Source organism: Flagellimonas sp. S3867, from assembly GCF_014698935.1.
In the GTDB taxonomy this organism is placed as follows: domain Bacteria; phylum Bacteroidota; class Bacteroidia; order Flavobacteriales; family Flavobacteriaceae; genus Flagellimonas.
This window is the reverse complement of the sequence record NZ_JACVMN010000001.1, coordinates 555,844-578,023: the sequence shown is the minus strand read 5'-3', so window position 1 is coordinate 578,023 and position 22,180 is coordinate 555,844. Positions and strand designations below refer to the sequence as shown.

Sequence of the window (22,180 nt, the reverse complement as noted above, 5' to 3'; positions counted from 1 at the left end):
TGTCCTAACTTTAAATCAAATCGTATTTTACGGGATTGTTTATGACCAACAACCAACCAATACTATGATAAAAGTTGCCTACATCGGTGCCGGAAGTCTTCAATTTGGCCCCATTATAGTTCAAGATATTTTGCTGAACGAACAATTGTGCTCCAGAGGTTTGGAAATATACCTAATGGATATTGAAAAATCCCATTTAGATCATGTGCATTCGCATGCAACCTACGTCAATGAAAAATTGAAACGGAACGCAAAAATTGTTTCTGGAACCAATAGGGATGATGCTATCAGAAATGCGGACTTTGTGATTTGCGCACTTGAAAAAGACCGCAATGTGTATTGGTCCCAAGATTTTCATATTCCCAGAAAGTATGGATTTAAACAAGTTTATGGTGAAAATGGGGGAGTAGGCTCCTTGTTTCATGCGTTGCGAAATATCAAGGTTATAATGGAATTGGCGAAAGCCATGGAAGACCTATGCCCAAATGCATTATTACTGAATTTTTCCAATCCTGAGCACAAAATATGTGAAGCCGTAACCCGATTGACCAACATTAAAGCCGTCGGGCTCTGTCATGGAGTTTTTATGGGACGTGAGCAGCTATCGGAATTGCTCAACATTCCGTTGCATGAGTTGCAGACCAAAGCATGTGGGATAAATCATTTTACGTGGTTTCAAGAGATAAAAAACAAATCCACCGGGGAGAACCTTTATCCCAGATTACGTGAAATCGAACAAAAAGGAGATTGGCTGGCCAAATGGCACGAATTGGCGCTGGGCAGAATACTTTTCCGCAGGTTCGGCCTATGGCCATCCCCGGCATCCAACCATTATGGCGAATATATTCGTTGGGCCGAAGAGTTTGTAATTCCGCAATTACAGTTTTTTTATGACCCTTATGATGGACATCCGTGGGAAAACAATCAAATTCCAGAAGGGGTTTATACCGTTGATCGTGTAGATTATGACCGACCATGGAATAAAGATTGGAGCAAAAAACTATTGCCGGTGGGCAGCACAGAAGAAATTGTTCTGGAGAACGAGGATGGAAGCTTTAAAAGTTCTGGAGAAATTGCCACACTGATTATGGAATCCATGGTCACAGGGCATAAACAATGGCTCGAAGCTGTCAATATTCCAAACAAAGGGGCCATCCCCAATTTACCGGATGATCTTGTTGTGGAAGTACCAGCCTATTGTGATGCAGCAGGAATTCAGGGAATCCAACTTGAACCCATACCAGAAGGGATAGCAGCCACCATACGCCTGCATGCAAGCATTCATCAGTTATTGGTTGAAGCCTATTCCGAAAAATCCAAAGACAAGCTGTTACAGGCCATCCTAATCGAACCCACTGTCGATTCGTATCGAAATGCAGTGGACATGTGCAATGAAATGTTGGAATTACAAAAAGAAGTTTTACCTGCCTTGCACTAATTATGTATGCAAATCAGAAATTAAATTACGTGATTTATGGGTCTTGAAACACTGGATTGGATTGTAATTATAGCTTACATGCTAGTTACGATCACAATAGGCATTTTTGTTGCCAAACACAAATCCAAGAATATCACGGATTTTTTTGTTGCAGGGCGCAGTCTGCCTTGGTGGTTGTTGGGAACCTCAATTGCTGCTACATGGTTTGCCACAGATGCCCCACTCGCTGTAACCGCTTTGGTAAGAAGCAAGGGTATTTATGGCAATTGGCTATGGTGGTACCTGGGTATCGGGATAATGATGATGGTGTTCTTTTATGCCAAATACTGGCGAAGAGCCGAAATTTTAACCGATGCCGAACTTATTGAAATGAGATACAGCGGCAAATCAGCTTCCGTACTTCGCGGATTCACAGCAGCTTTCTACGGAATTTTCAAGAATTGCATAACATTGGGATGGGTAATGCTGGCCATGCTGAAATTTTCCCAAATTATGCTGGGCTGGAGTGCCGAATTTGCGTTGATCGTTACCTGTGGTTATGCATTGATACATACTTTGGTTTCCGGTATTAAAGGTGTTGTCATTTTGGATATGCTTCACTTTTCGGCAGGTACGATCAGTACCATTCTTTTGGCTATTTTGATCTTGGTTCAAATTGGCGGCCCCACAGAACTTGCTTCCCAGATTGCGTTGCGATCAGATGCTCCCGCAGGGGTATTGGATATGCTGCCCAATCTTTCCCATATTGGTCCCACTGAGATGATTGCATTTGTATGCCTCATTGGAATACTATGGCTGGGGCAAGCACAAGGAGACGGTTACATTGTTCAACGACTTTTTTCTGCCAAAACCGAAAAACATGCTATAAAGGCTTCATTATGGTTTGCGGTTGCCGGAGTGGTCATTCTCACATGGCCCTGGATTGTGGTTGGCTTAGGGTCTATTGTAATCTTACCTATTTCAGAAGCTTCGACCGCTTTGATTGCTGACCCTGAGTTGGCTTATCCAATGATGATTTTGGAAGTTTTGCCTTCAGGTTTGAAAGGATTATTGGTGGCTGCATTTATGGCAGCTTTTATGAGCACGGTGGATACACACCTCTGCTGGGGAGGATCGTACATTGTGAATGACATTTACAAACGCTTTATAAAAAAGGATGCCACTCCTTCACATTACTTATTGGTTTCCCGTATCGGAATTACAGGTTTATTAGTGCTTTCAGCAATGGCGGCCTGGCAAATGGACAGCATAGCAGGAGCCTGGATCTATATCATTGAAATTGTATCCGGAATAGCCATAATTCTAATGCTCCGATGGTTTTGGTGGCGAATCAACGCGTGGTCCGAAATAACCGCAATGATTTCAGCTTTAGTTCTTGCCAATGGTCATTTGCTTGCCAAAGGGTTATATAATATGGGATGGATCAGCGATTCTTTTCTTATGGAAGTAAACATTTGGTACAATGATGAGCATGCACTGATCAGGGCAACAGTTATTTTACTAATGTGTACTGTCGTTAGTTTGTTAGTCACCTTTATGACAAAACCTGTTGCTAACCAAACACTTATCACTTTTTATAAAAAGGTGAGTCCTAAAGGATGGTGGGGTCCAATAGCATCTCAGATAACAACTGGCAGGACCTCGTTTGAAGGAAGTAAAATGAGTTGGATGGGGTTTGCCCTTGGTGTTGTTTTTTTAAATAGTATTCTTTTCAGTGTTGGACATGCTGTGCTCGGACGATACCTCTACGCATCAATTTTACTGTGTATTGGATTGATTAGCGGATGGTTTACTATACGACTTGTGGAAAAAGTGAAAACGCAATAAGGACATGAGAATTCATCACTTTGAAAACAAAAAGCCCTTCGCAACTGCTGCGGTTGAATTATTGATAAAAGAAATTGATAGAAAACCTGATTTGCTTTTATGTGCGGCAACAGGGAATTCTCCATTACCGGTCTACAGAAAATTGGTGGAGGACGCTATATCTAATTCGGAGCGCTATGCAAGATTGCGAATAATCAAGTTGGATGAATGGATAGGATTGAAGGACAAGAATGGAAGTTGCGAAACATACCTGCAAAAAGAGCTCGTTAAACCGCTGAAAATTGCAACAAAGAATTGTATTGCTTTCGACGAGGAAACCAGAAATCCTGAAAAAGAATGTATTCGAATACAGCGTAAGTTAATTGAAGAGGGGCCAATAGATCTATGTGTTTTAGGATTGGGCAAAAATGGACACTTAGGATTCAACGAACCTCCTGCTTCTTCCACTCAAGAATGTCATGTGGCACATTTGGCCGCTGAATCTCAACAGCACAATATGATAGCAAATCAAATGCAAAAACCAGAATTTGGTATGACTTTGGGCATCAAGGATATCCTGAATTCAAAAAGAGTGGTCCTTTTGATCTCTGGGGAAGGAAAGGAGAAAGCAAAACAGCAGCTTTTGTCCTCAAAAGTGGACCCGCAATGCCCGGCTTCCTTCTTGTGGATGCATAACAATGTTGATTGTTTTGTTATGGATTAATCGAGATAGACCGTTTTTCCACTTCGGAATGATTCATCTGCCGCCAAAACAATATTTAGGCTATTAACTGCATCTTCTAAATGTTGGTCCAAATCTAAATCCTCTTCAATGGCTTTTAGTAAATACTCCTGCTCCAGTTGGCAAAGTTCATCATGGGAAGGCTCATTTTCAATTGGGATCAACTCATCTTTTCTAAGAAAATTACCACTTTCATCAATATCGCTATAGTGCATGTGTAAAGCTCCAGTCTGCGTATGTTCATCAATATTTTGCGATGCTGTATCTGTTTTTTCGGCTATGCTCACACTCCCTTTTGGCCCCATAACATCCTTTACAAAAAAAGCTGTTTCACTGATCATGGGCCCCCAGCCAGCTTCATACCAACCCACGGAACCATCATCAAAAGTTACCTGTAATTGTCCGTAATTGTACATTTCAGCATCAATTTCATGGGATAATTTGGCGCCAATACCGCTGACCTTAACAGGTTTTGCCTGGGTCATTAAGCACATGATGTCCACATAGTGGACCCCACAGTCTACAATAGGGGACATAGATTTCATAAGATTCTTGTGTGTCTCCCATTGAACTCCACAACTCTGCTGATTCAGGTTCATGCGCATAACCAAAGGTTTTCCCAAATCCTGGGCAAGAGCGACAAATTTCTTCCAAGCAGGGTGAACTCTCAAAATATATCCAACGACTAATTTAAGGTTGTTGGCTTTGGCCAATTGCACCAATTCTATGGAATCCTTGACCGTAGTGGCTATAGGTTTTTCAACAAAAACATGGGCCTTTGCGTTCAAACTTTTTCGAACATAGTCGGCATGTGTTTCGGGATAGGTATTGATGGAAACAACATCGGGCTTGGCCAATTTTAGGGCCTCTTCAAAATCTGAATAAGTAGGTAATCCACCCAATTCATCGGATAATCGATTTCTGCTCTCTGGATTTCGGCTGACCAATCCAACAATCTCAAATTGTGGTAGTTTATGATAAGCCCTGGCATGTGAAGTACCCATATTTCCACATCCTACGACCAGTACCTTGTACGTTTTCATTTTTTTTGAAGTTATTGTACATCAATATTAGGGATTGTACGGTTAATAATGAAGAACTCTCCAAAAATGGAAAATAAAGTACCATTTCTAACAAACTGAATTTTCTTGTCTACTTCAGCAAAACGTTTTCGTCCAAAAAGTCGATACTGGAGCTTCCATCCAAGTTGGCAAGTTTACTCTGTGAAACTTCTCCCGCACCCAAAAATCGATAACGTACCCCGGCAATTCTACCCATACTTTCTTTATAACTTCCTGAAAAAAGTTGCTGGTCTTCAACAAAAATATTGAGTTGCTTGCTCTTGACTTCTATTCTAATGTCTTTGGCTTCAGACAAGTCTAAACCAAGCTTTGAAAGATCATGTTCTTTACCATTTAGATAGGTGTCATTCATCATCACATATAATTCCGAGGCACAACCAGGTATGCCAAATGAGATCACCATGGCGCCTTTGGTTCCCAAAACAATGATAAAGGCCTTTTGACATACTGCCCATTTATCACGATATGTATTTTGGATGGTTGAGCGAAGCTCGAAATTGTCGCCGGAAATGGACTCAAAATCCTTTACCATATGGAATGTGGAAGAAAAAGGTTCTTCGACGTTTGCAATTTCTGTTAAAATATGGGGTGGCATAGAAAGTTTGCCATCATAAATAGCATTGGATTTGACATATTTTGGAATTGGTCTATAGTCCAATGTGCCCAACCAACCTTCTGTTTTAATAAATAGATCGTGTTGCTTCAACACCTTTCCATCTACCAATAATTTCGCTCTAAAATAGCCCGGGAAATAATACTGCCCTGTGGCCTGTTTTTGTCCTTGATTTAAATTTATGGTCTTGGTTGGGTCCCAATATTGTTGAATGTGTATGCTGTCCGCATCGATTTCGCTCAGATCAAGGTTAAAAACAACTGAGTTGGGCAGTCCTTTGGCAATAGGTCTGCTTTCAAAAACCACTTTGGAAACATCGATTGGTTCATCTTCTTCAGCAGGCCCTTTTAAGGAGAATAATGAAATAAAAATGATGGTCATCACCGAAGCACCCAACATAATCACGCCGAGATTGGCGGCAATCAATTTAGAAATCCTAGAATTTTTTCTTGTTGATGTTTTACTTTTAAAATCCCTCCAATTTTCAAAACCTGCAAATTTGGCAAGTGTATTTAGCGTGGTAATGCTTGGAGCGCTTTTATAATCGACCCGGCCCCAAACCCTTTTTAGGGTAACAGGACTCAGAAGTACTTTGGTCTGTTGCTGAATGCGATCGCTAAGTTCAAGGAACATATCATTATGCCAAGCATCGGAAGCTCCCCATCCAAGGATATTCTCGATGCGCAACAAACATTTTTTTACCAATTGGTGTTCCGAACGCATTTTTAGTTTTTACAAAACAAAGATCACAAAAAAAATGCAGCCTGAATGGGAATGAACCATCTTGAACGAACTTGTTTTTGCTTTTTGCATCTCTTGTTGGAGCTTCGAAACATCAAAAAATACGAAGTCATGAACAAAACAATCATTTTATCCATTCTCTTTCTTTTTAATCTATTATTTAGTCTCAGTCAAGAAGCTATTCCCTTGGACACAGTTCATCTGGAAATGAACACACAGTCGTACATCTTTGAGGATTTCAAGGGACATAAGACCATCTATTTTAAAGGGGGGACAGTTGGTTTAAAGGATATATCCTTTTTAAACGGGACCATAGAGTATGACATTTATTTAACCGAAGATCGCGGATTTCCTGGAGTCTACTTCAGAATAAATGATAGTAACTCGGAGCAATTTTACATCCGGCCACATCAATCTGGAAATCCAGATGCTAACCAAGCTAATCCCGTAATCAATGGACTTTCTAATTGGCAGTTTTACTTTGGCCCCAAGTATTCGTTCCGACATAAATATACCTTTGATAAATGGACCCATGTAAAAATTGTAGTCAACGACCGTCGGGCCCAGATATTTTTAGATTATTCGGAAACACCACATCTTTCTTGGCAGTTATTTCATGAGCCCAAAGCAGGAGGGGTAAGTTTTTCAGGTGGACTTGTTCGTGGTTTTCATATTGCCAACATCAAAATCGACCAACAGACTCCGGTCATCCAAAACTTTGACCCAGGAACGAGGGAACCTATTGAGAATGTAATAGGGGAGTGGGCGGTATCTGACAAATTCGAGGAAAAAGAACTGGAGGCCACAAAAAACATTGGCTCTTTGATCTCCCGCTTAAAATGGAACAAAAAAATTTACGTGGAAGAGGGTGTCGCCGCCAATATCTCCAGAGCAGTTGAATTGCGAAACGAAACACCCGGAAATACGGTTTTGGCCAAAATTACCATTACTTCCAGTTCGGATGTTTCCAGGTTATTTCAATTTGGGTATAGCGATAGGGTAGTGGTCATTCTAAATGGAGAACCCATTTACAGGGGCACCAATAAGTTTCAAACAAGAGATTACAGATATCTGGGTACCATAGGGCTTTTTGATGGTGTCTATCTCAATCTTAAGAAAGGAAAAAATACGCTTATAATGGCTGTTTCAGAGGACTTTGGAGGTTGGCTGGTCACCGGAAGATTTACAAATTCTGAAGGATTAAAGATAAAGTAACAACATTCCAAACCCATACCTGATACTTTGGCCTCATTATTAAAATCAACCGACAAAATGATTTTAAAATAGTATTGATCTAGCGGTTAATACAATAAAATGTAGTGTTAGATTGTTGGCGGCAATATTTTGAATAGCATCCAATTTCCATTGTAATGTCCTAACAATCAAAGAAAAACCTTAATTTTTTTAAGGTTTTTCTGCAATGGAGTATGCCGATTATTTCATAAATTTAAATCTCAAGAATTTCTTCTTGGGCTAAAATTCCCCCTTTATTATTAAAGAAGTATCCGCCTGTCTAACAGGTTTGGCTTGTTATATCAATACTTTTTACAAAAAAATATCATATGAATATTAAAAGACATGTTATAACGGTAATACTCAGTTTGTTTTTGCTGATTTTGTTATTCAATTCCTGTTACTCGGTCCGTTTAAGAAGTGTTGAGGGGGCCTATAATCCGGCAGCTCCCATTGTACGGGACGATTATTATAGGGATATGGAGGTCATTGAGCTCGATACCGTTATAACCATTGGTGTCGCCGACAAGGATTTCACGTATTTGATTAAAGTTAACGACAAATGCCCTACAGGAAAATTGCATACTGTGGAGTACCGCAATACGTTGGGTGGAGTGCTGCTTAGTACCATCACCTTTGGCAGAAAACGATTGGTGAAAATAAAATATGTCTGCATGAAATAACCTAAAATAAAATTGGTATGGCCAGAACAACAAAACTTTCACTGAACGACTGGGACACACTCCACGCAAATGGACCTTTCCCCTTAAAAACGCTTTACAAGACCAAATTGGAAGCCTCTGCACTTATGCCGTCAACACTTGATCGCTATAATGATGCCGCACAAGAAATCCAGAAATTGATAAAGGAAGCCAAGAACAAGAACATGGGGTTTAGGGCATATGGCTCAGCATGGTCCATGTCTAAAATTGCGCATCAAAAGGATAGCATGCACTACAATGGCCATATGAACACCTATTTTTCCTTTATGGACCAAGATTTACATGCGCTATCCAGTTATGAAGCGTCCAATCTATTTCTGTTTCAATGTGGAAACAATATCAAGGAGGTCTCGGAAAAGTTGGCGGGACATGGTAAATCTTTAAAAACTTCAGGAGCAAGTAATGGCCAGACCATAGCAGGTTGTATTTCGACTGGGGTCCATGGTTCTGGAATCAATGTTGGCTCTGTTCAAGATTATGTTGTTGGATTGAATCTTATTATTGGTCCGGACCCAGGGGATATTGTGTACTTGGAACGACATACCAAGCCGGCATTGAACGATGTGTTTGTGCAAAAGTTGAGATCGCGGGTAATAAGAAACGATGGACTCTTCAATGCCGCATTGGTGGGCTTAGGTTCTTTTGGATTTATTCATGGCGTGGTCATAGAGGCCCAAAATCTGTTTTTGATCAAGCGCTACGTACGAGAATTGAAAAAGGACAAGGCCATTGCTTTGGCCGAGAGTTTGGATTTTAAAGGATTTAAATCCATTCCTTCCGAACTGGATTCGGCCGGAAACGGAAACATTCCATATCACTATAAAGTATTTGTAAATCAATATAAAGACAACGGTAACTATGTGGTGGAGCTTATGTACAAAAAGCCGTTTAAGCTAAATTATCCTGATCCCTTTCCAGTAATCAAAAAATCGATTTATAGAGATTTGGTAAATCTCGCGGTGGAAATTGGTTCTAGGGTCCCGAGTACCATTCCCATATTTATCAATGCCCTTAAAAATTCAATACTGCCCAAGGTGAACGAAGAATCAACAGGGACTTTGGCAGAAACATTTTGGGATGCACCATACCAAGGCCCTGCCTTTGCCTGCTCCTTCGGAGTGGATCATAAAAATTCTAAAAAAGCCTTGGAAGTACTTACAAAAGTGAGCATTGATGAAGGTCCAATACCTGGAATTTTTGCTATGCGTTTTATTAAAAAATCCAAGGCTACCTTATCATTTGCCAGATTCCCTACAACCTGTATGGTTGAGATTGACGGGGTGCTATGGAACGAGAAAAAGAACATAGGGACCTTGAAAGGTTTTTCCAAAAAAATGATACAAGCCTTAAAAAACAGCAATATTCCATTTACCATCCATTGGGGAAAGAATGCTGATTGGGCGTTTCCAGGACTTATTGATCATATGTATGGACAAGATGCCAAAACATGGCGTGAATATCGATGCGCGCTATTGAGTGATGAAATGCAAAAATTATTCTCCAACGAGTTTCTAACACAAACCGGTCTTGCGATCAAGGAAACGGTTAATGATCCCAACTTGATCAAGTCTTTGGTATAATAGAATTGAAATATTAATTGTAATAATATGGTAAGAAAATCCAGATTAGAAATGGAATACGAACTAAGATTGACCAAGAAAATCTTGGAACGAATCATAGAATTGAACAAAGATAAAGACCTAAGCACTCCAGATGAGCAAGAGGTGGACAAGATGCAGGAAGAATTAAAAAATGAGCTTGAAAGGGAATATCCCTCCTATAAAATTCGAAAAAAATAAACTGATATGGAAGGCAACATACTATCCAACATAGGACAAAGATTAGAGAATATTGTAATAAAACCCAACGTGGATGAAAAGCGTGAAAAGAACCGTGGAGTATTGGCTATGGTATTTGTGATACTTTTCTTTTGTGTGATTTTTGTGACCTTTATTATTGGTTATAATACCAGTGATTTTAAAACAAATGATTATAAGGACCTGCTAACTACAGTATCTTCCATTTTGTCGGGACCTTTGGGTTTCATTATTGGATTCTATTTTAAAGAAAAACAATCCACCCCGTCAAACACTGAAGAAACAGGTGCGTAAAAAGTCGATGCACTGAACTTTTGAACATAAGGAAATCGTCTTGGTTTCCGAATAGGGTCTTGCACTATTTGCTCAGGGTCCAAAATGAGTTCTGGAACTTCATCCAAATTGAACTCAAATATAATACAGTCCACTGCCATCGTAATTCGTTGTTCCAGGTTATATTTGATAGTGGGCATATTATGCGCTATGGTTAACTGATTGTTTAGGTTAAAGTGTTGTAGTCACTCATTTGACTACTTACCAAAGCGTAAAACGGCTACTTGATTTTGTTTTTCTTCACCGAAGACTTATTTTTTGCTACATTTAGTAAGACACAAAAACCTCCCATGAACACTATAATTTTGAATTTCCGTTTCATCGGTTCTTTAAATATGAAACGAAAACTGCCCTTACTGTTCTTATTTTTTTCGTTGACTTTAGTTTCACAGACTAACAAAACCTACCAGATTGGCATTCTCATAGATAAGATAAATCCAGAGATGTCACCCTTGCTCGAAAAATTAAAATCAGAAATTGTAGCAGTAGTGGGGGAGGATGCAGACATACAGTTTCCTCAAGAAAACATTTTGGTCAATGATTTCGATTTAATGAAGGCTAGGCAGAATTATGACCAGCTTTTGAACAATGATACTGATATTATACTGGCATTTGGGATTGTGAATAATCAAATTATTAGCCCAATCAAAGTACATGAAAAACCGACGATCCTTTTTGGTGCAGTAAATCGGGACCTTCATGATCTTGATTTGACGAACACATCTTCTGGAATAGAAAACTTTACATATTTGGTAGAATCAGAGTCGTATGAAGAGGATTTCAAGAAATTCAAGGAGCTAACGAATTTTACAAATTTGGGGATCGTTGTGGATACGCCATTTCTCGAGATTTTACCGCTCAAAGAAACTTTTGATAGGGAATTAAAAGCGCTTGATTCTGAATACAAGTTAATCCCTTTCACCACTATTCAGGACATCACCTCAAACTTAGAAGGAATTGATGCCATTTATATGGCGGGAGGCTTTTTTCTGAGCAAAGAAGAGAAAAAGCAGTTGGCAAATACCTTTATACAGTTCAAACTTCCTTCTTTTACAGTTAACGGTACGGAAGATGTAAGAGATGGTTTCATGGCAACATATCAGTCCGATGATAACCTTGATCAATTTTTTAGACGTATAGCCTTGACCATTGAAGCATATGTTTCGGGTACATCACTAGCCGAACTTCCAGTGTATGTTGATTATACCCCAAGATTAACCATTAATTATAATACTGCTGAAGCGACCGGAGTACCTATTAAATATAGTTTAGTGGGGCAAACTGACTTTGTTGGGGAGTTTAAAAATGTCATTTCTGAAAAAGATTATGATTTATTAACGGCAATCAATGAAGCCCTAGAGAATAACCTATCCCTTAGTTCCAATAAAAAGGATGTGGAATTGGCACTACAGGATGTAAAGTCGGCCAATAGCAATTATCTGCCCAGTTTGACAGCTGCTGGCACGGCCACTTATATTGACCCTGATGCTGCTGAAGGAAGTGGTGGTCAAAATCCAGAATTCTCCACTGGAGGGAATATAACGCTGAACCAAACTTTGTTTTCTGAAGCGTCCAATGCCAATATTGCCATACAACGGAACCTTCAAAAAGCCCAAGAGGCAAATTTTAATGCCGCTGAACTGGATTTGATTTTTGATGTGACCAATGCCTATTTCAATGCGCTAATTTTAAAGGTCAATACTCAGATTCAATCCAGAAATGTAGACTTGACCAGGCGAAATCTTGAAATTGCCCAACAAAATTTTGAAGCTGGCCAATCAGGAAAATCTGATATGCTTCGATTTCGAAGTGAAATGGCGCAAAATACCCAGTCAATGGTGGAAGCTATTAATCAATTAGAACAGGGTTTTTTAGTGCTCAACCAGTTGCTGAACAACCCTGTGAACCTTGAAATAGATGTGGAAGATGTACACTTCAACGAAGGCATTTTTGAACGATATAACTATGAAGATTTTTTTAATTTGTTGGACAACCCCACATTGCGAGAACCTTTTATCGATTTTCTAATCCAAGAAGCCAATAAAAATGCTCCCGAACTAAAATCGTTGAACTACAACCTTCTTGCTACCGAACGAAATATTAAACTCAATAGTTATGGTAGACTCTTGCCGACTTTGGCGCTGCAGGGTCAATACAGTTCCACTTTTAGTCGGTCAGGTGCAGGGAGCACACCTCCACAAGGCGTTTCACTGCTGGACAATACCTACAATGCAGGTCTCAATTTATCCATCCCTATTGTAAATCAGAACTTATCCAATATCAACCGCCAAACGGCAATGATTCAAAAAGAACAGCTGGAAATCAATAAAAATAATGTTGAATTGGGAATTGAAGTAAACATTCGCAATGCAATATTCAATCTTGTGAATCAAATGTCCAATATCCAACTTTCAAAAATATCAGAAGAAACCGCAGAAGAAGCTTTGGAACTCACACAGGCTTCCTACTCAGGAGGCGCTGTCAATATTGTACAGTTATTGGATGCACAGAATAATTTTTTGAATGCCCAATTGGCAAGGGCCAATGCAACCTATAACTATTTGATCAATTCACTTCAAGTAGAGCGTTTTTTGGGCTACTACTTTTTATTGAATTCTGAAGAAAAGAACAATGAGTTTAGGCAAAGCTTTTTTGAATATTTAAATACTAGAAATTAATTACAAAAAATACCAACTGATGAGATTCATATCAAAATTAAGTTTGTTCAGTGTCCTTGTCCTTGCAGGATTGTTTTTATCCTGTGGTGGTGAACAAAAAAAGGAAGAAAAGTTCTTGCGACCGGTTAAATATCAGGAGGTAGGATTTCTCGGAGGTGAGCGGATCAGAACCTTTAGCGGAACTGCTCGTACAGACAAAATCATCAACTTAAGTTTTAGAAGCTCCGGGATTATTACCCAGTTTGATATCAAACTAGGTCAAAAAGTAAAGAAAGGACAATTGCTGGGGAAATTGGACAATGTACAATCCAGATTGGCCTATGAGCAATCGATTACCCAGCTAAACAGCGCAGCTTCACAAATGAACACAAGCAAATTGAACTTAAATAGAATTCGTTCGCTATATGAAAAAGGGAGCACTTCATTAAGTGATTTTGAAGCAGCAAAAAATTCATTTAAAAATGCCGAGGAAAGCTACAAGTCCGCAAAACGTGGTGTCGAAATTCAGCAAGATCAAATAAATTATGGATACATCTATGCGCCTGAAGATGGTATTATTGCCTCTATTTCTGCAGAACTCGACGAAAACATTCAAGGAGGGTCATCCGTAGCTATTCTCAATTCTGGAACTGATATGGAAATTTCGCTGGGTTTACCTGAGAGTGTAATCAACGGAGTGGGGGAAGGAATGGAAGTTGCTGTCGATTTTTCATCAATACCCGACCAAACTTTCAAAGCTAAGGTCACAGAAGTAGCTCCAGCTGTAGATTCAAACACAGCTACGTATCCGGTCAGGGTAACTGTTGTTAATCCAAGTGAGGCAATTAAAAGTGGAATGGCTGCCAATGTAGCTTTCGATTTTGGAAACGGTGAGATTGATGAAAATCGATTGGTTGTTCCTGCCCATGCTGTAGGCGAGGACAGTAATGGACGATTTGTTTTTTTGATTGAAGAAGAAGGAGAAATGACCAAAGTAAGAAAACAAGCTGTTGTGATTGGCAACCTTGCATCTGATGGTTTTGAGATAACATCTGGATTGTCCAAAGGACAAAAAATTGCCACCGCAGGATTGCAAACCCTTTTAGATGGGCAAGAAGTAAAATTGCAATAAACCGTCCGAACAAAAACCAACCTATGAATTTAGCTAAGTTTTCCATTGAAAAGAATAGAATAACCTTTATGGTTCTTGCAACCATAATTTTACTGGGCGTTTCTATGTATTTCGGGCTTTCCAGAGATAGTATGCCCCCATATACGATTCGGGTGGCAACGGTGGTCTCTTCATTTCCCGGTGCAAGTCCCGAACGTGTTGAACAACTGGTAACGGATAAAATTGAGAAAGTTGCACAGGAACTTCCAGAGCTTGATGAGGTGAAGAGCACCTCAAGAACAGGGCTTTCCATTGTTAGTGTCACCTTAAAAGATGAAGTAGCCAAAGAAAAAATGCAAGCTGTTTGGGACCGATTGCGAAGAAAGCTTAATTCCATTCAAGGTTTGCCAAACGGTGTAAACCCAAATTTAAATGATGATGGCGTAGGAGATGTCTATGGCATAGTGGTAGGCTTGACTTCGGATGGATATTCCTATTCCGAAATGAAGGAATATGCAGATGACATCAAAGATGAACTAATTAAACTTCCAGATGCCGCCAAAGTTGAGCTAGGAGGGGCTCAAGAAGAACGCATTTTTGTAGAGTTTGACAATACAAGACTAAAGGAATACGGACTTTCTGCATCCAAACTGCAGCAGAGTATATCTGCCATAAACATTCTTAATTCTGGAGGTCAGGTGAACGTTGGAGACGAACGCATTATTCTGGAACCTACAGGAAACTTTGATTCTGTTGAAGCAATTCGTGACATGTTAATTGCTGTTGGTGATGGAAACCAATTGGTAAAGCTGGGTGACATTACTGTGGTTTCCAAGGGCTATATTGATCCGCCAAATCAAATTGTAAGTATAAATGGGAGAGAGGCTATTTCACTTCATGTCAACCTAAAAGAAAATAAGAATATTGTAGCACTGGGTGAAGCCGTAAACCAGGTAGTAGATGGTTGGAAAAAGAAACTTCCCATTGGATTGGAGTTGACCAGGGTTTCTTCCTTGGATACCTATATAGATGTAAAGGTAAGCGACTTCATTAACAACCTACTACAATCAATAACCATAGTTTTATTGGTTATGCTCATTTTTCTTGGTTTTCGTACGGGGTTTGTTATTGCAAGTCTTATCCCCATTGTAACCATTATGACCTTAATGATCATGGGGCTCATTAATATCGGATTGAACCAGGTAACCTTGGCGGCCTTGATCATGGCACTGGGTATGTTGGTAGATAATGCTATTGTTGTTGCTGAGACCATTATGGTAAAACTGGAACAGGGCATTGAAAAAAAGAAAGCGGCTGTGGAAGCTTTCTCAGAACTTTGGATGCCTCTGCTCATATCTACATTGACGACATCTGCAGCATTTTTGGCATTTTATTTATCACCAACGGTAATGGGAGATATTGTAGGTCCCATATTTGTGGTGATTACTATTGCTTTAACGTCATCATGGATCATTGCCCTTACTGTAATTACGATGTTTTGTTATTTGTTCCTCAAAGTCGCTCCTAAAGGAGAGAAGAAGCTTAGTTTGGTAGACAAGGTGATCAATGCCTGCAAGAATTATTATAAAAATTTAATTCTGATGGCCTTGGCAAACAAATACAAAGTTATCATTGCCATATTTCTTACGTTTTTCGTGTCACTCTACGGTTTTACCAAGATTCCGTTCATATTCTTTCCTGATAGCGACCGAAACATGATTACCATAGACATCAATCTCCCTGAAGGGAACAAGATTGAGCGCACAACTGAGGTGGTCAATAAAATTGAAAGGTTTATGACTGATTCACTAAAGACGAACAACACAAGGGCTTTGGGAATCGTGGATTGGTCTTCCTATGTTGGAGAGGGGCCTGAGTCGTATGATTTGGGATATTCGCCAGATGAAGCCAACTCCAATTATGCGCATATACTGGTCAACACTTCCTCTTTTAATGAGAATAGTTTGATGATTACCAAACTGGATAGGTTTACCTTCGATAATTTTCCTAATGCCGATATTAAGGTGGGAGCCTTGGGTTCTGGTGGAAGTGGTACCCCTATAGAAATAAAAGTTTCTGGGAGTGATCCTGATGAGCTCTCAAAAATTTCTGAAAACATCAAGTTAAAATTAGCCAGTATAACCGGCACCAAAAATGTAAAGGACGATTGGGGTCCAAAAAGCAAAAAGTTTTTGGTTGAAATAGACCAAAATAGAGCACAGATTGCCGGGGTAACCAGTCAAGATATTGCAACATCCTTACAAACGGTTCTTGATGGGTTTCAAACCGGAGAATACAGGGAAGATGACAAATCAATTCCAATTATCATGCGTAGTGATGCCTCTCAACAACAATCTTTGGCTTCATTGGAGACCTTGAATGTATATTCTCAAAATTCTGGTAAAACCGTACCGTTATTGCAGGTTGCATCTATTATTCCGGATTGGCAATACTCTAAAATAAAACGTTTGGACCTACGCAGAACCATAAATATCAGTAGTGAACTACGCGAAGGCGCAAATGCTTCTGCAATAACAGCTGAGATCACCCCATGGCTGGACCAAGAAACCACCCAATGGCCAGAAGCCTATACCTATAAATTTGGTGGAGATGCAGAAAGCACGGCAGAAAGTATGGGGTCAGTTATTGGTTACTTACCAGTTTCGGCATTTATTATTGTATTGCTATTGATCATACAATTCAATTCCTTTAGGAAAATGGCTATGGTAGTTCTCACAATACCCTTGGCTGTCATCGGCGTTGTAATTGGGTTGCTCGTGTTTAGGGAAGCTTTTGGATTTATGCCATTTTTAGGGGTCATTTCTTTGGCGGGGATTGTAATCAACAACGCCATTGTACTTATTGATCGAATGGAAATTGAACAGAAAGATTTGGGCCGTACCGAACAGGATGCAGTTATTGGTGCTTGTTTACAGCGTTTCAGACCAATTTTGCTAGCCACTTTTACCACTGTTTTGGGATTGATTCCGCTTTACCTTAGTGGAGGTGAAATGTGGGAAGGGATGGCCGTGAGCATAATGGTCGGATTATTGTTTGGTACAATAATTACCCTATTGTTCATTCCCGCCTTATACAGCGCTTTATTTAAAGTGAGTTACAAAAACTACGAATTCAACCAAGAATTACTGGATGCCTAGACCATTTACTATGGGGCACAACCTAAAACGTTACCTGAACCTGCTATGGCAGTCCATCATCTTTTGGAGTACTGCTTTAGCTTGTTTTGCTATATTTCGATATTTTGGGTTGGATGAGGAAAACGGAATTACCGTAATCAATGATATCGCTGGACCGACGGGATTTTTAAAACCTTTGGCGTCCTTTAGCGCCATGGGAGCTGTATTAGGCATGCTTTACGCTTCCATAGATTTTTTATTTGACAAATTGATTTCAAAACGATTAAGTCTGGGTCTTATGTTGATTGTAAAGACCTTTACGGAATTTGTCTTCACCATTGCAGTCCTCAGCATTACTGCAACCATAGTTTCCAGGGTGTTCACTTTTATTCATATTGATGTTGAACTGGGCTGGTGGCTAAGAGAAAAAGTGGTCTGGGGCTTGCTTTTTTACATATTGATTGCATCGCTTGTTTTTTCCACTTTAAAAATCGCGGTGGAGCGATTTGGGAGTGGTGTTTTTCTAAAAATGTTAAGAGGTGCCTATAGCAATCCGAAGGAAGAGGAACGTATTTTTATGTTTTTGGATTTAAAAGATTCCACCGCAATAGCAGAACAATTGGGTCACCATAAGTACAGTCAGTTTATACAAGATTGTTTTTTCGACCTCAATGAAGTAGTTCTTAAATATGAAGCTGAGATTTACCAATATGTTGGGGACGAAGCTGTTTTAAGCTGGTCTTATAAGAAAGGATTGTCAAATAGCAATTGCATAGAGGTTTTCTTCGCTTTTGAAGTGAAGCGGACATCAAGAAATGCTTATTATTTGGGAAAATATGGCGTCTTTCCAGAATTTAAAGCCGGAATGCATGGGGGTACCCTAATGGCTGCCGAAGTAGGTTTTATAAAGAAAGAATTGGCATATCATGGAGACGTTATAAATACATCGGCACGTATTCAAGCTGAGTGCAACAAGCACAATGTAAACTTCTTATTGTCTGAAAAGCTATTGAATGATTTAAAAGAAAAAAAATCTTTTTCATCCAAACCCATTGGCGATGTATTATTGAAAGGAAAACAGAAAGAAATTAAGATTTATTCCATTGCGCACTATTATCAATAATTTGATTAACATCGTTTTGAAGTTTTTCTTGACACCTAACTTGCCGTTTGGAATAGTAACTAGCCCATTGTACATTCCTACATTTTGTAGTATTTTATGTAAAGGGAAAATTCAATAAATAATTGATAAAAGATTGAAAAAGATGCCTAGGTCAAAAATCAAGAGAGGGATAATTTTAGCATTTTGGATTTCTTTTTCCATAACTAAGTTTTTCGCACAAGGGAGCGATACAAAGAAAAACCATCTAAGTGTAGATCCTTTCCTACCCGTTTTTGGCACCTATCAGGTTCAGTATGAAAGGGCGTTGGGAGCAAGCAGCACTATAGGTCTGTCTTTAGGACTCAAAACATCTTCAGGAATTTTTGAAGTATCTGGTATTGATGTCAATCGCATTTCAACCAAAGATTTTAATTTCAACGGCATCAAATTGCTTCCTGAGTTTAGATGGTATATTCAGAAACCCGAAAGTGGGTACTTTGGATTTTACGCTGGTGCATATGCCAAATATCAAAATTTCAAAGATGACATTTCTGGGATTTATGAAGATAGTAATCAGCAAGACATAGACATTTTGATCAATGCCAAGATCAGGACTTTGGGTTTTGGGTTAGAAGTGGGATACAAGTTACCAATCAGAAAACGCTTTTATATTGATTTTTTAATTGCAGGTCCAGGAATCAGTTTTAATGAAATCAGCTTGGATGAAATAGAACCTGTTCCAGAAGAATTTTACGATGATTTATCAGATGCACTTGCAGAATATGGTTTTTTCGAATGGTTGAATCCTGATTTCAGGATCAATGGAAACCAAGACACTAATATCACCTTACCCTCTTTTCGATATGGGGTAAAACTAGGCTATACATTTTAGGTTATGATGGACAAGCTATATAAATATCGATTTGAAATTTTCTTTTTCAGTCAGGTTACAATTTTATTCGGTTCCCTCGTTTTTCCTCCAATATTTTTCGAAACTATTTTGGCACCATTACTTTTTGTGGCAAATCTAGTGGCGGGAATTGTGTTGATTTCTAAAAGAAGGAAACTGATGTGGTTTTTCGCGGTTCTCTTGGCGGTCACACTTTTCGCATTTGGCTCAACACTGCTAGAGAAACATGCAACCAAGGTTTATGATTATTTGCAAATGGCTGCTTTTTTCTTGTTTTATATTGTGGTGACCATTGAAATCATAACACAGGTGTGGTCCATAAAAAAGGTCAATAAGAACGTGATATTAGGTTTGATCAGTGGATATATCTCATTGGGACTTTTAGGATTCTTTATTTGCTTGAGCATTGAGATGACATATCCTGGGTCTTTTCAAGGACTGTTCCTTGTTGAAACCGGACCAGAACAACTTACGGAAAGAATGCTCTATTACAGTTTTATTACCCTGCTTACCATTGGTTATGGAGATATCTTGCCTATTACCTCCTTAGCACAAAAGGCAGCCGTGCTAATTGGATTAATGGGGCAGTTTTATCTGGTGATCATAACCGCGGCCGTTGTTGGAAAATATATAAATCAATTCAAAAGGTAAGAATCCAAGAAAGCCGATAGAGAATGATTTAAGCCTTTTCCATTTTTGGTAGCATTGCATCATTTTTGTCATGAAATTGTTCCATATTGGATAAGATGTTATTGAGTAATTGCAACACCTCATTTATATAAGGACCCTTATTCAACATTACACATTCTGCTTTTAATGAGGCGGTGGCGTCCGTTATCTCAGCCCTTGAGGGAAGCCCTTTTTTTGCGAAATTCTCCAAGACTTGTGTTGCCCATACCACAGGAATATGTGCCGCTTCGCATATGGACAATATTTCCTCTTGTACTTTTCCAATGGAATCCCATCCAGTCTCTACAGCAAGATCGCCCCTTGCGATCATCACTCCAATGTATTTCACCCTCATGGCGGTTAGGAGTATTTCAACCAAATTATCAAATGCAGATTTGGTCTCTATTTTAAGAATGACGCTCAGTTTGTTGGTCACCTTCCATTTTTCCAGTTCCACCAGCAATTCTTCAACATCTTCTTTGGAGTTCACAAAAGAAAAATTTACAATATCAGCATGCTTTGCGACAAATTCCAAATCCTCTTTATCCTTAGCTGTTAGGCCACTAATTCTCAAATCTGTATCAGGAAAGTTCATTCCTTTTTCCGCCTTGAGTTTGGAGCCTTTTTCTTTTGCTCTGGTGATACGAACCTCAAACCGATCAGTATAGACTGCTTCTATACAACCTTCAATTTTTCCGTCATCGAACAATATAATTTCATCCTTCTTTATCCGTTCAAAAACCTCAGGTAATTGGCATGAGATATTTGCACTCTCAAGAAGGTTACCGTCCTCATCAAATTTTGCAGGATTACCAGGTATCTCCGCCTTGGTTATGGTCAGAAGATCACCGGTACGCAGTAGAATATACTGTTCAATTGGAGGAAGTTCACCAACCTCAGTATCTTCCAATATGGGATTTTGACTGCGAATAACCGTGCCAGTTCCAATATATGAAGTCTCATAGCAATGGGCTTGTACTTGAAGCTCATCAATATGCACAACTTTCAGTCGCCGCAATTTGTTTCGTGTGTCCGTTAGCTTTAATTCATCCCCAAGATGTAGTTTTTTGAGCCATTCCAAAGGAACGGGTATGGTATTGGGCTCCGAATCTTCTGTCACTTCTGATACAAAAATAAGCTCGGCCGGATTGATAATGTTTCCAGAGTCGTCACGGTCAGGGGTAAATTTTCTAACCTTTGGTCCGGGAGTAATTTCTCCTGTCCTTATTTTTGGTCCAGAAAGGTCCATAGCTATTTTAACCTGTTTTCCAAATGCCATGGAGGCCTTCTTAATATTGGCAATGATTTTCCCCCAGACTTCTTTATCATCATGGGCACAATTGATTCGAGCACAGTTCATGCCATTGCCCACCATATCATGGACCATTTGATAATTGAAAGCCGCCTCTGTGGGTTGGGTTACCATGATTCGTACCCTTCGCCCTTTAGAACGATAACCCAGAAGTTCTTTGGTATTTCGGGTCAACAACCGTTTGCCATTTTTTATGGATAGGCCGGCTTTACCATTTGGAGTAGGAGGCTCTCCAAGTAAACTATATAAAATGTACCTTGTTTTCAATAAGCTGGATTTTAAATGCCCTCCTGCTTTTGAAAGTCGTGTTAATGAAATATTTTTCAATCTTTTTTGGGTGGTTCTTAAATCGAATGTTCTAAAAGTGGTATAGTGAACAAGGTTTCTGGCACTCTTTGAATAAACAGGGTCCACTTGCTCCAAAAAGTCTTTAGACTTTGGTTCGGATTGGCGGATGGCCTCCAAGATGACTTCAATTTGAGCAATCAGCTCCTTGATCTTTTCTGTTTTAATTTTCATTCATTAAGATTTAAATAGAGGAGAGCCTTTCGAGATTTCAAATTCCATGTTGAGACAAAAGTACAAATATCGCTTTCAAAAAATCTTCAACCATGTTCGAATATTAAGTTCGAATCGATGATAAGCTCGAAAGCCTTTGATCTTATTAAAAATATCCTCATGTTATTGATAAATTCTGTTAGAAGTCGGGTTGACATACAAAAATCAATTCAAGGAAACATGATAAACGTCATGTT

General features: G+C 39.3%; 17 protein-coding genes. 14 read left to right on the top strand and 3 right to left on the bottom strand.

The window, feature by feature from the left end:
* Positions 1 to 64 precede the first annotated feature (64 nt).
* The 3 genes from IAG46_RS02595 (at position 65) to IAG46_RS02585 (ending at position 3,968) form a co-directional block, all read left to right on the top strand.
* Entirely contained in the window at positions 65 to 1,438 is a 1,374-nt protein-coding gene (locus tag IAG46_RS02595) for an alpha-galactosidase (RefSeq protein WP_190808761.1), read from the top strand.
* Positions 1,439 to 1,516: 78 nt separating this feature from the next.
* A complete protein-coding gene (locus IAG46_RS02590; protein WP_190808760.1) occupies positions 1,517 to 3,265 on the top strand; it encodes a sodium:solute symporter family protein in 1,749 nt (582 codons plus the stop codon).
* Between the two features lie 4 nt (positions 3,266 to 3,269).
* Positions 3,270 to 3,968 (top strand): galactosamine-6-phosphate isomerase, encoded by a 699-nt coding sequence (locus tag IAG46_RS02585; RefSeq protein ID WP_190808759.1) that lies wholly within the window; start codon positions 3,270 to 3,272, stop codon positions 3,966 to 3,968.
* Here the strand turns inward: IAG46_RS02585 and IAG46_RS02580 are convergent.
* Positions 3,965 to 5,029, bottom strand: a complete 1,065-nt coding sequence (locus IAG46_RS02580; RefSeq protein WP_190808758.1) for a Gfo/Idh/MocA family protein — start codon at positions 5,027 to 5,029, stop codon at positions 3,965 to 3,967. The two genes, IAG46_RS02585 and IAG46_RS02580, sit on opposite strands and share 4 nt — an antisense overlap.
* Before the next feature lie 109 nt (positions 5,030 to 5,138).
* Positions 5,139 to 6,404: a hypothetical protein gene (locus tag IAG46_RS02575; protein WP_190808757.1), complete on the bottom strand. Its 1,266-nt coding sequence runs from the start codon at positions 6,402 to 6,404 to the stop codon at positions 5,139 to 5,141.
* A gap of 129 nt (positions 6,405 to 6,533) precedes the next feature.
* On the opposite strand from IAG46_RS02575, the gene IAG46_RS02570 reads away from it, so the two are divergent.
* From IAG46_RS02570 to IAG46_RS02520, 11 genes are all read left to right on the top strand, one after another.
* Positions 6,534 to 7,637, top strand: a complete 1,104-nt coding sequence (locus IAG46_RS02570) for a hypothetical protein (protein ID WP_190808756.1) — start codon at positions 6,534 to 6,536, stop codon at positions 7,635 to 7,637.
* Between the two features lie 347 nt (positions 7,638 to 7,984).
* Positions 7,985 to 8,338 carry a hypothetical protein gene (locus IAG46_RS02565; protein WP_190808755.1) on the top strand — a complete coding sequence of 118 codons (354 nt, stop codon included), beginning with the start codon at positions 7,985 to 7,987 and terminating at the stop codon, positions 8,336 to 8,338.
* Between the two features lie 17 nt (positions 8,339 to 8,355).
* Positions 8,356 to 9,957, top strand: a complete 1,602-nt coding sequence (locus IAG46_RS02560) for an FAD-binding protein (RefSeq protein WP_190808754.1) — start codon at positions 8,356 to 8,358, stop codon at positions 9,955 to 9,957.
* Positions 9,958 to 10,008: 51 nt separating this feature from the next.
* Positions 10,009 to 10,176 carry a hypothetical protein gene (locus IAG46_RS02555; protein ID WP_190808753.1) on the top strand — a complete coding sequence of 56 codons (168 nt, stop codon included), beginning with the start codon at positions 10,009 to 10,011 and terminating at the stop codon, positions 10,174 to 10,176.
* Between the two features lie 6 nt (positions 10,177 to 10,182).
* Positions 10,183 to 10,488: a hypothetical protein gene (locus tag IAG46_RS02550; protein ID WP_190808752.1), complete on the top strand. Its 306-nt coding sequence runs from the start codon at positions 10,183 to 10,185 to the stop codon at positions 10,486 to 10,488.
* A 329-nt stretch (positions 10,489 to 10,817) separates the two neighbouring features.
* Complete coding sequence (locus tag IAG46_RS02545; protein ID WP_190808751.1) at positions 10,818 to 13,205, top strand: TolC family protein; 2,388 nt, start codon at positions 10,818 to 10,820, stop codon at positions 13,203 to 13,205.
* A 19-nt stretch (positions 13,206 to 13,224) separates the two neighbouring features.
* Positions 13,225 to 14,316: an efflux RND transporter periplasmic adaptor subunit gene (locus IAG46_RS02540; RefSeq protein ID WP_190808750.1), complete on the top strand. Its 1,092-nt coding sequence runs from the start codon at positions 13,225 to 13,227 to the stop codon at positions 14,314 to 14,316.
* A gap of 23 nt (positions 14,317 to 14,339) precedes the next feature.
* Complete coding sequence (locus IAG46_RS02535) at positions 14,340 to 17,453, top strand: efflux RND transporter permease subunit (RefSeq protein WP_190808749.1); 3,114 nt, start codon at positions 14,340 to 14,342, stop codon at positions 17,451 to 17,453.
* 10 nt (positions 17,454 to 17,463) lie between these two features.
* Positions 17,464 to 18,555: an adenylate/guanylate cyclase domain-containing protein gene (locus tag IAG46_RS02530; protein ID WP_190808748.1), complete on the top strand. Its 1,092-nt coding sequence runs from the start codon at positions 17,464 to 17,466 to the stop codon at positions 18,553 to 18,555.
* A gap of 142 nt (positions 18,556 to 18,697) precedes the next feature.
* A complete protein-coding gene (locus IAG46_RS02525; protein ID WP_190808747.1) occupies positions 18,698 to 19,426 on the top strand; it encodes a DUF3575 domain-containing protein in 729 nt (242 codons plus the stop codon).
* Between the two features lie 3 nt (positions 19,427 to 19,429).
* Complete coding sequence (locus tag IAG46_RS02520; protein WP_190808746.1) at positions 19,430 to 20,095, top strand: two pore domain potassium channel family protein; 666 nt, start codon at positions 19,430 to 19,432, stop codon at positions 20,093 to 20,095.
* A 28-nt stretch (positions 20,096 to 20,123) separates the two neighbouring features.
* Here the strand turns inward: IAG46_RS02520 and IAG46_RS02515 are convergent, their stop codons facing one another.
* Positions 20,124 to 21,944, bottom strand: a complete 1,821-nt coding sequence (locus IAG46_RS02515; RefSeq protein ID WP_190808745.1) for a pyruvate kinase — start codon at positions 21,942 to 21,944, stop codon at positions 20,124 to 20,126.
* Positions 21,945 to 22,180: the final 236 nt, after the last annotated feature.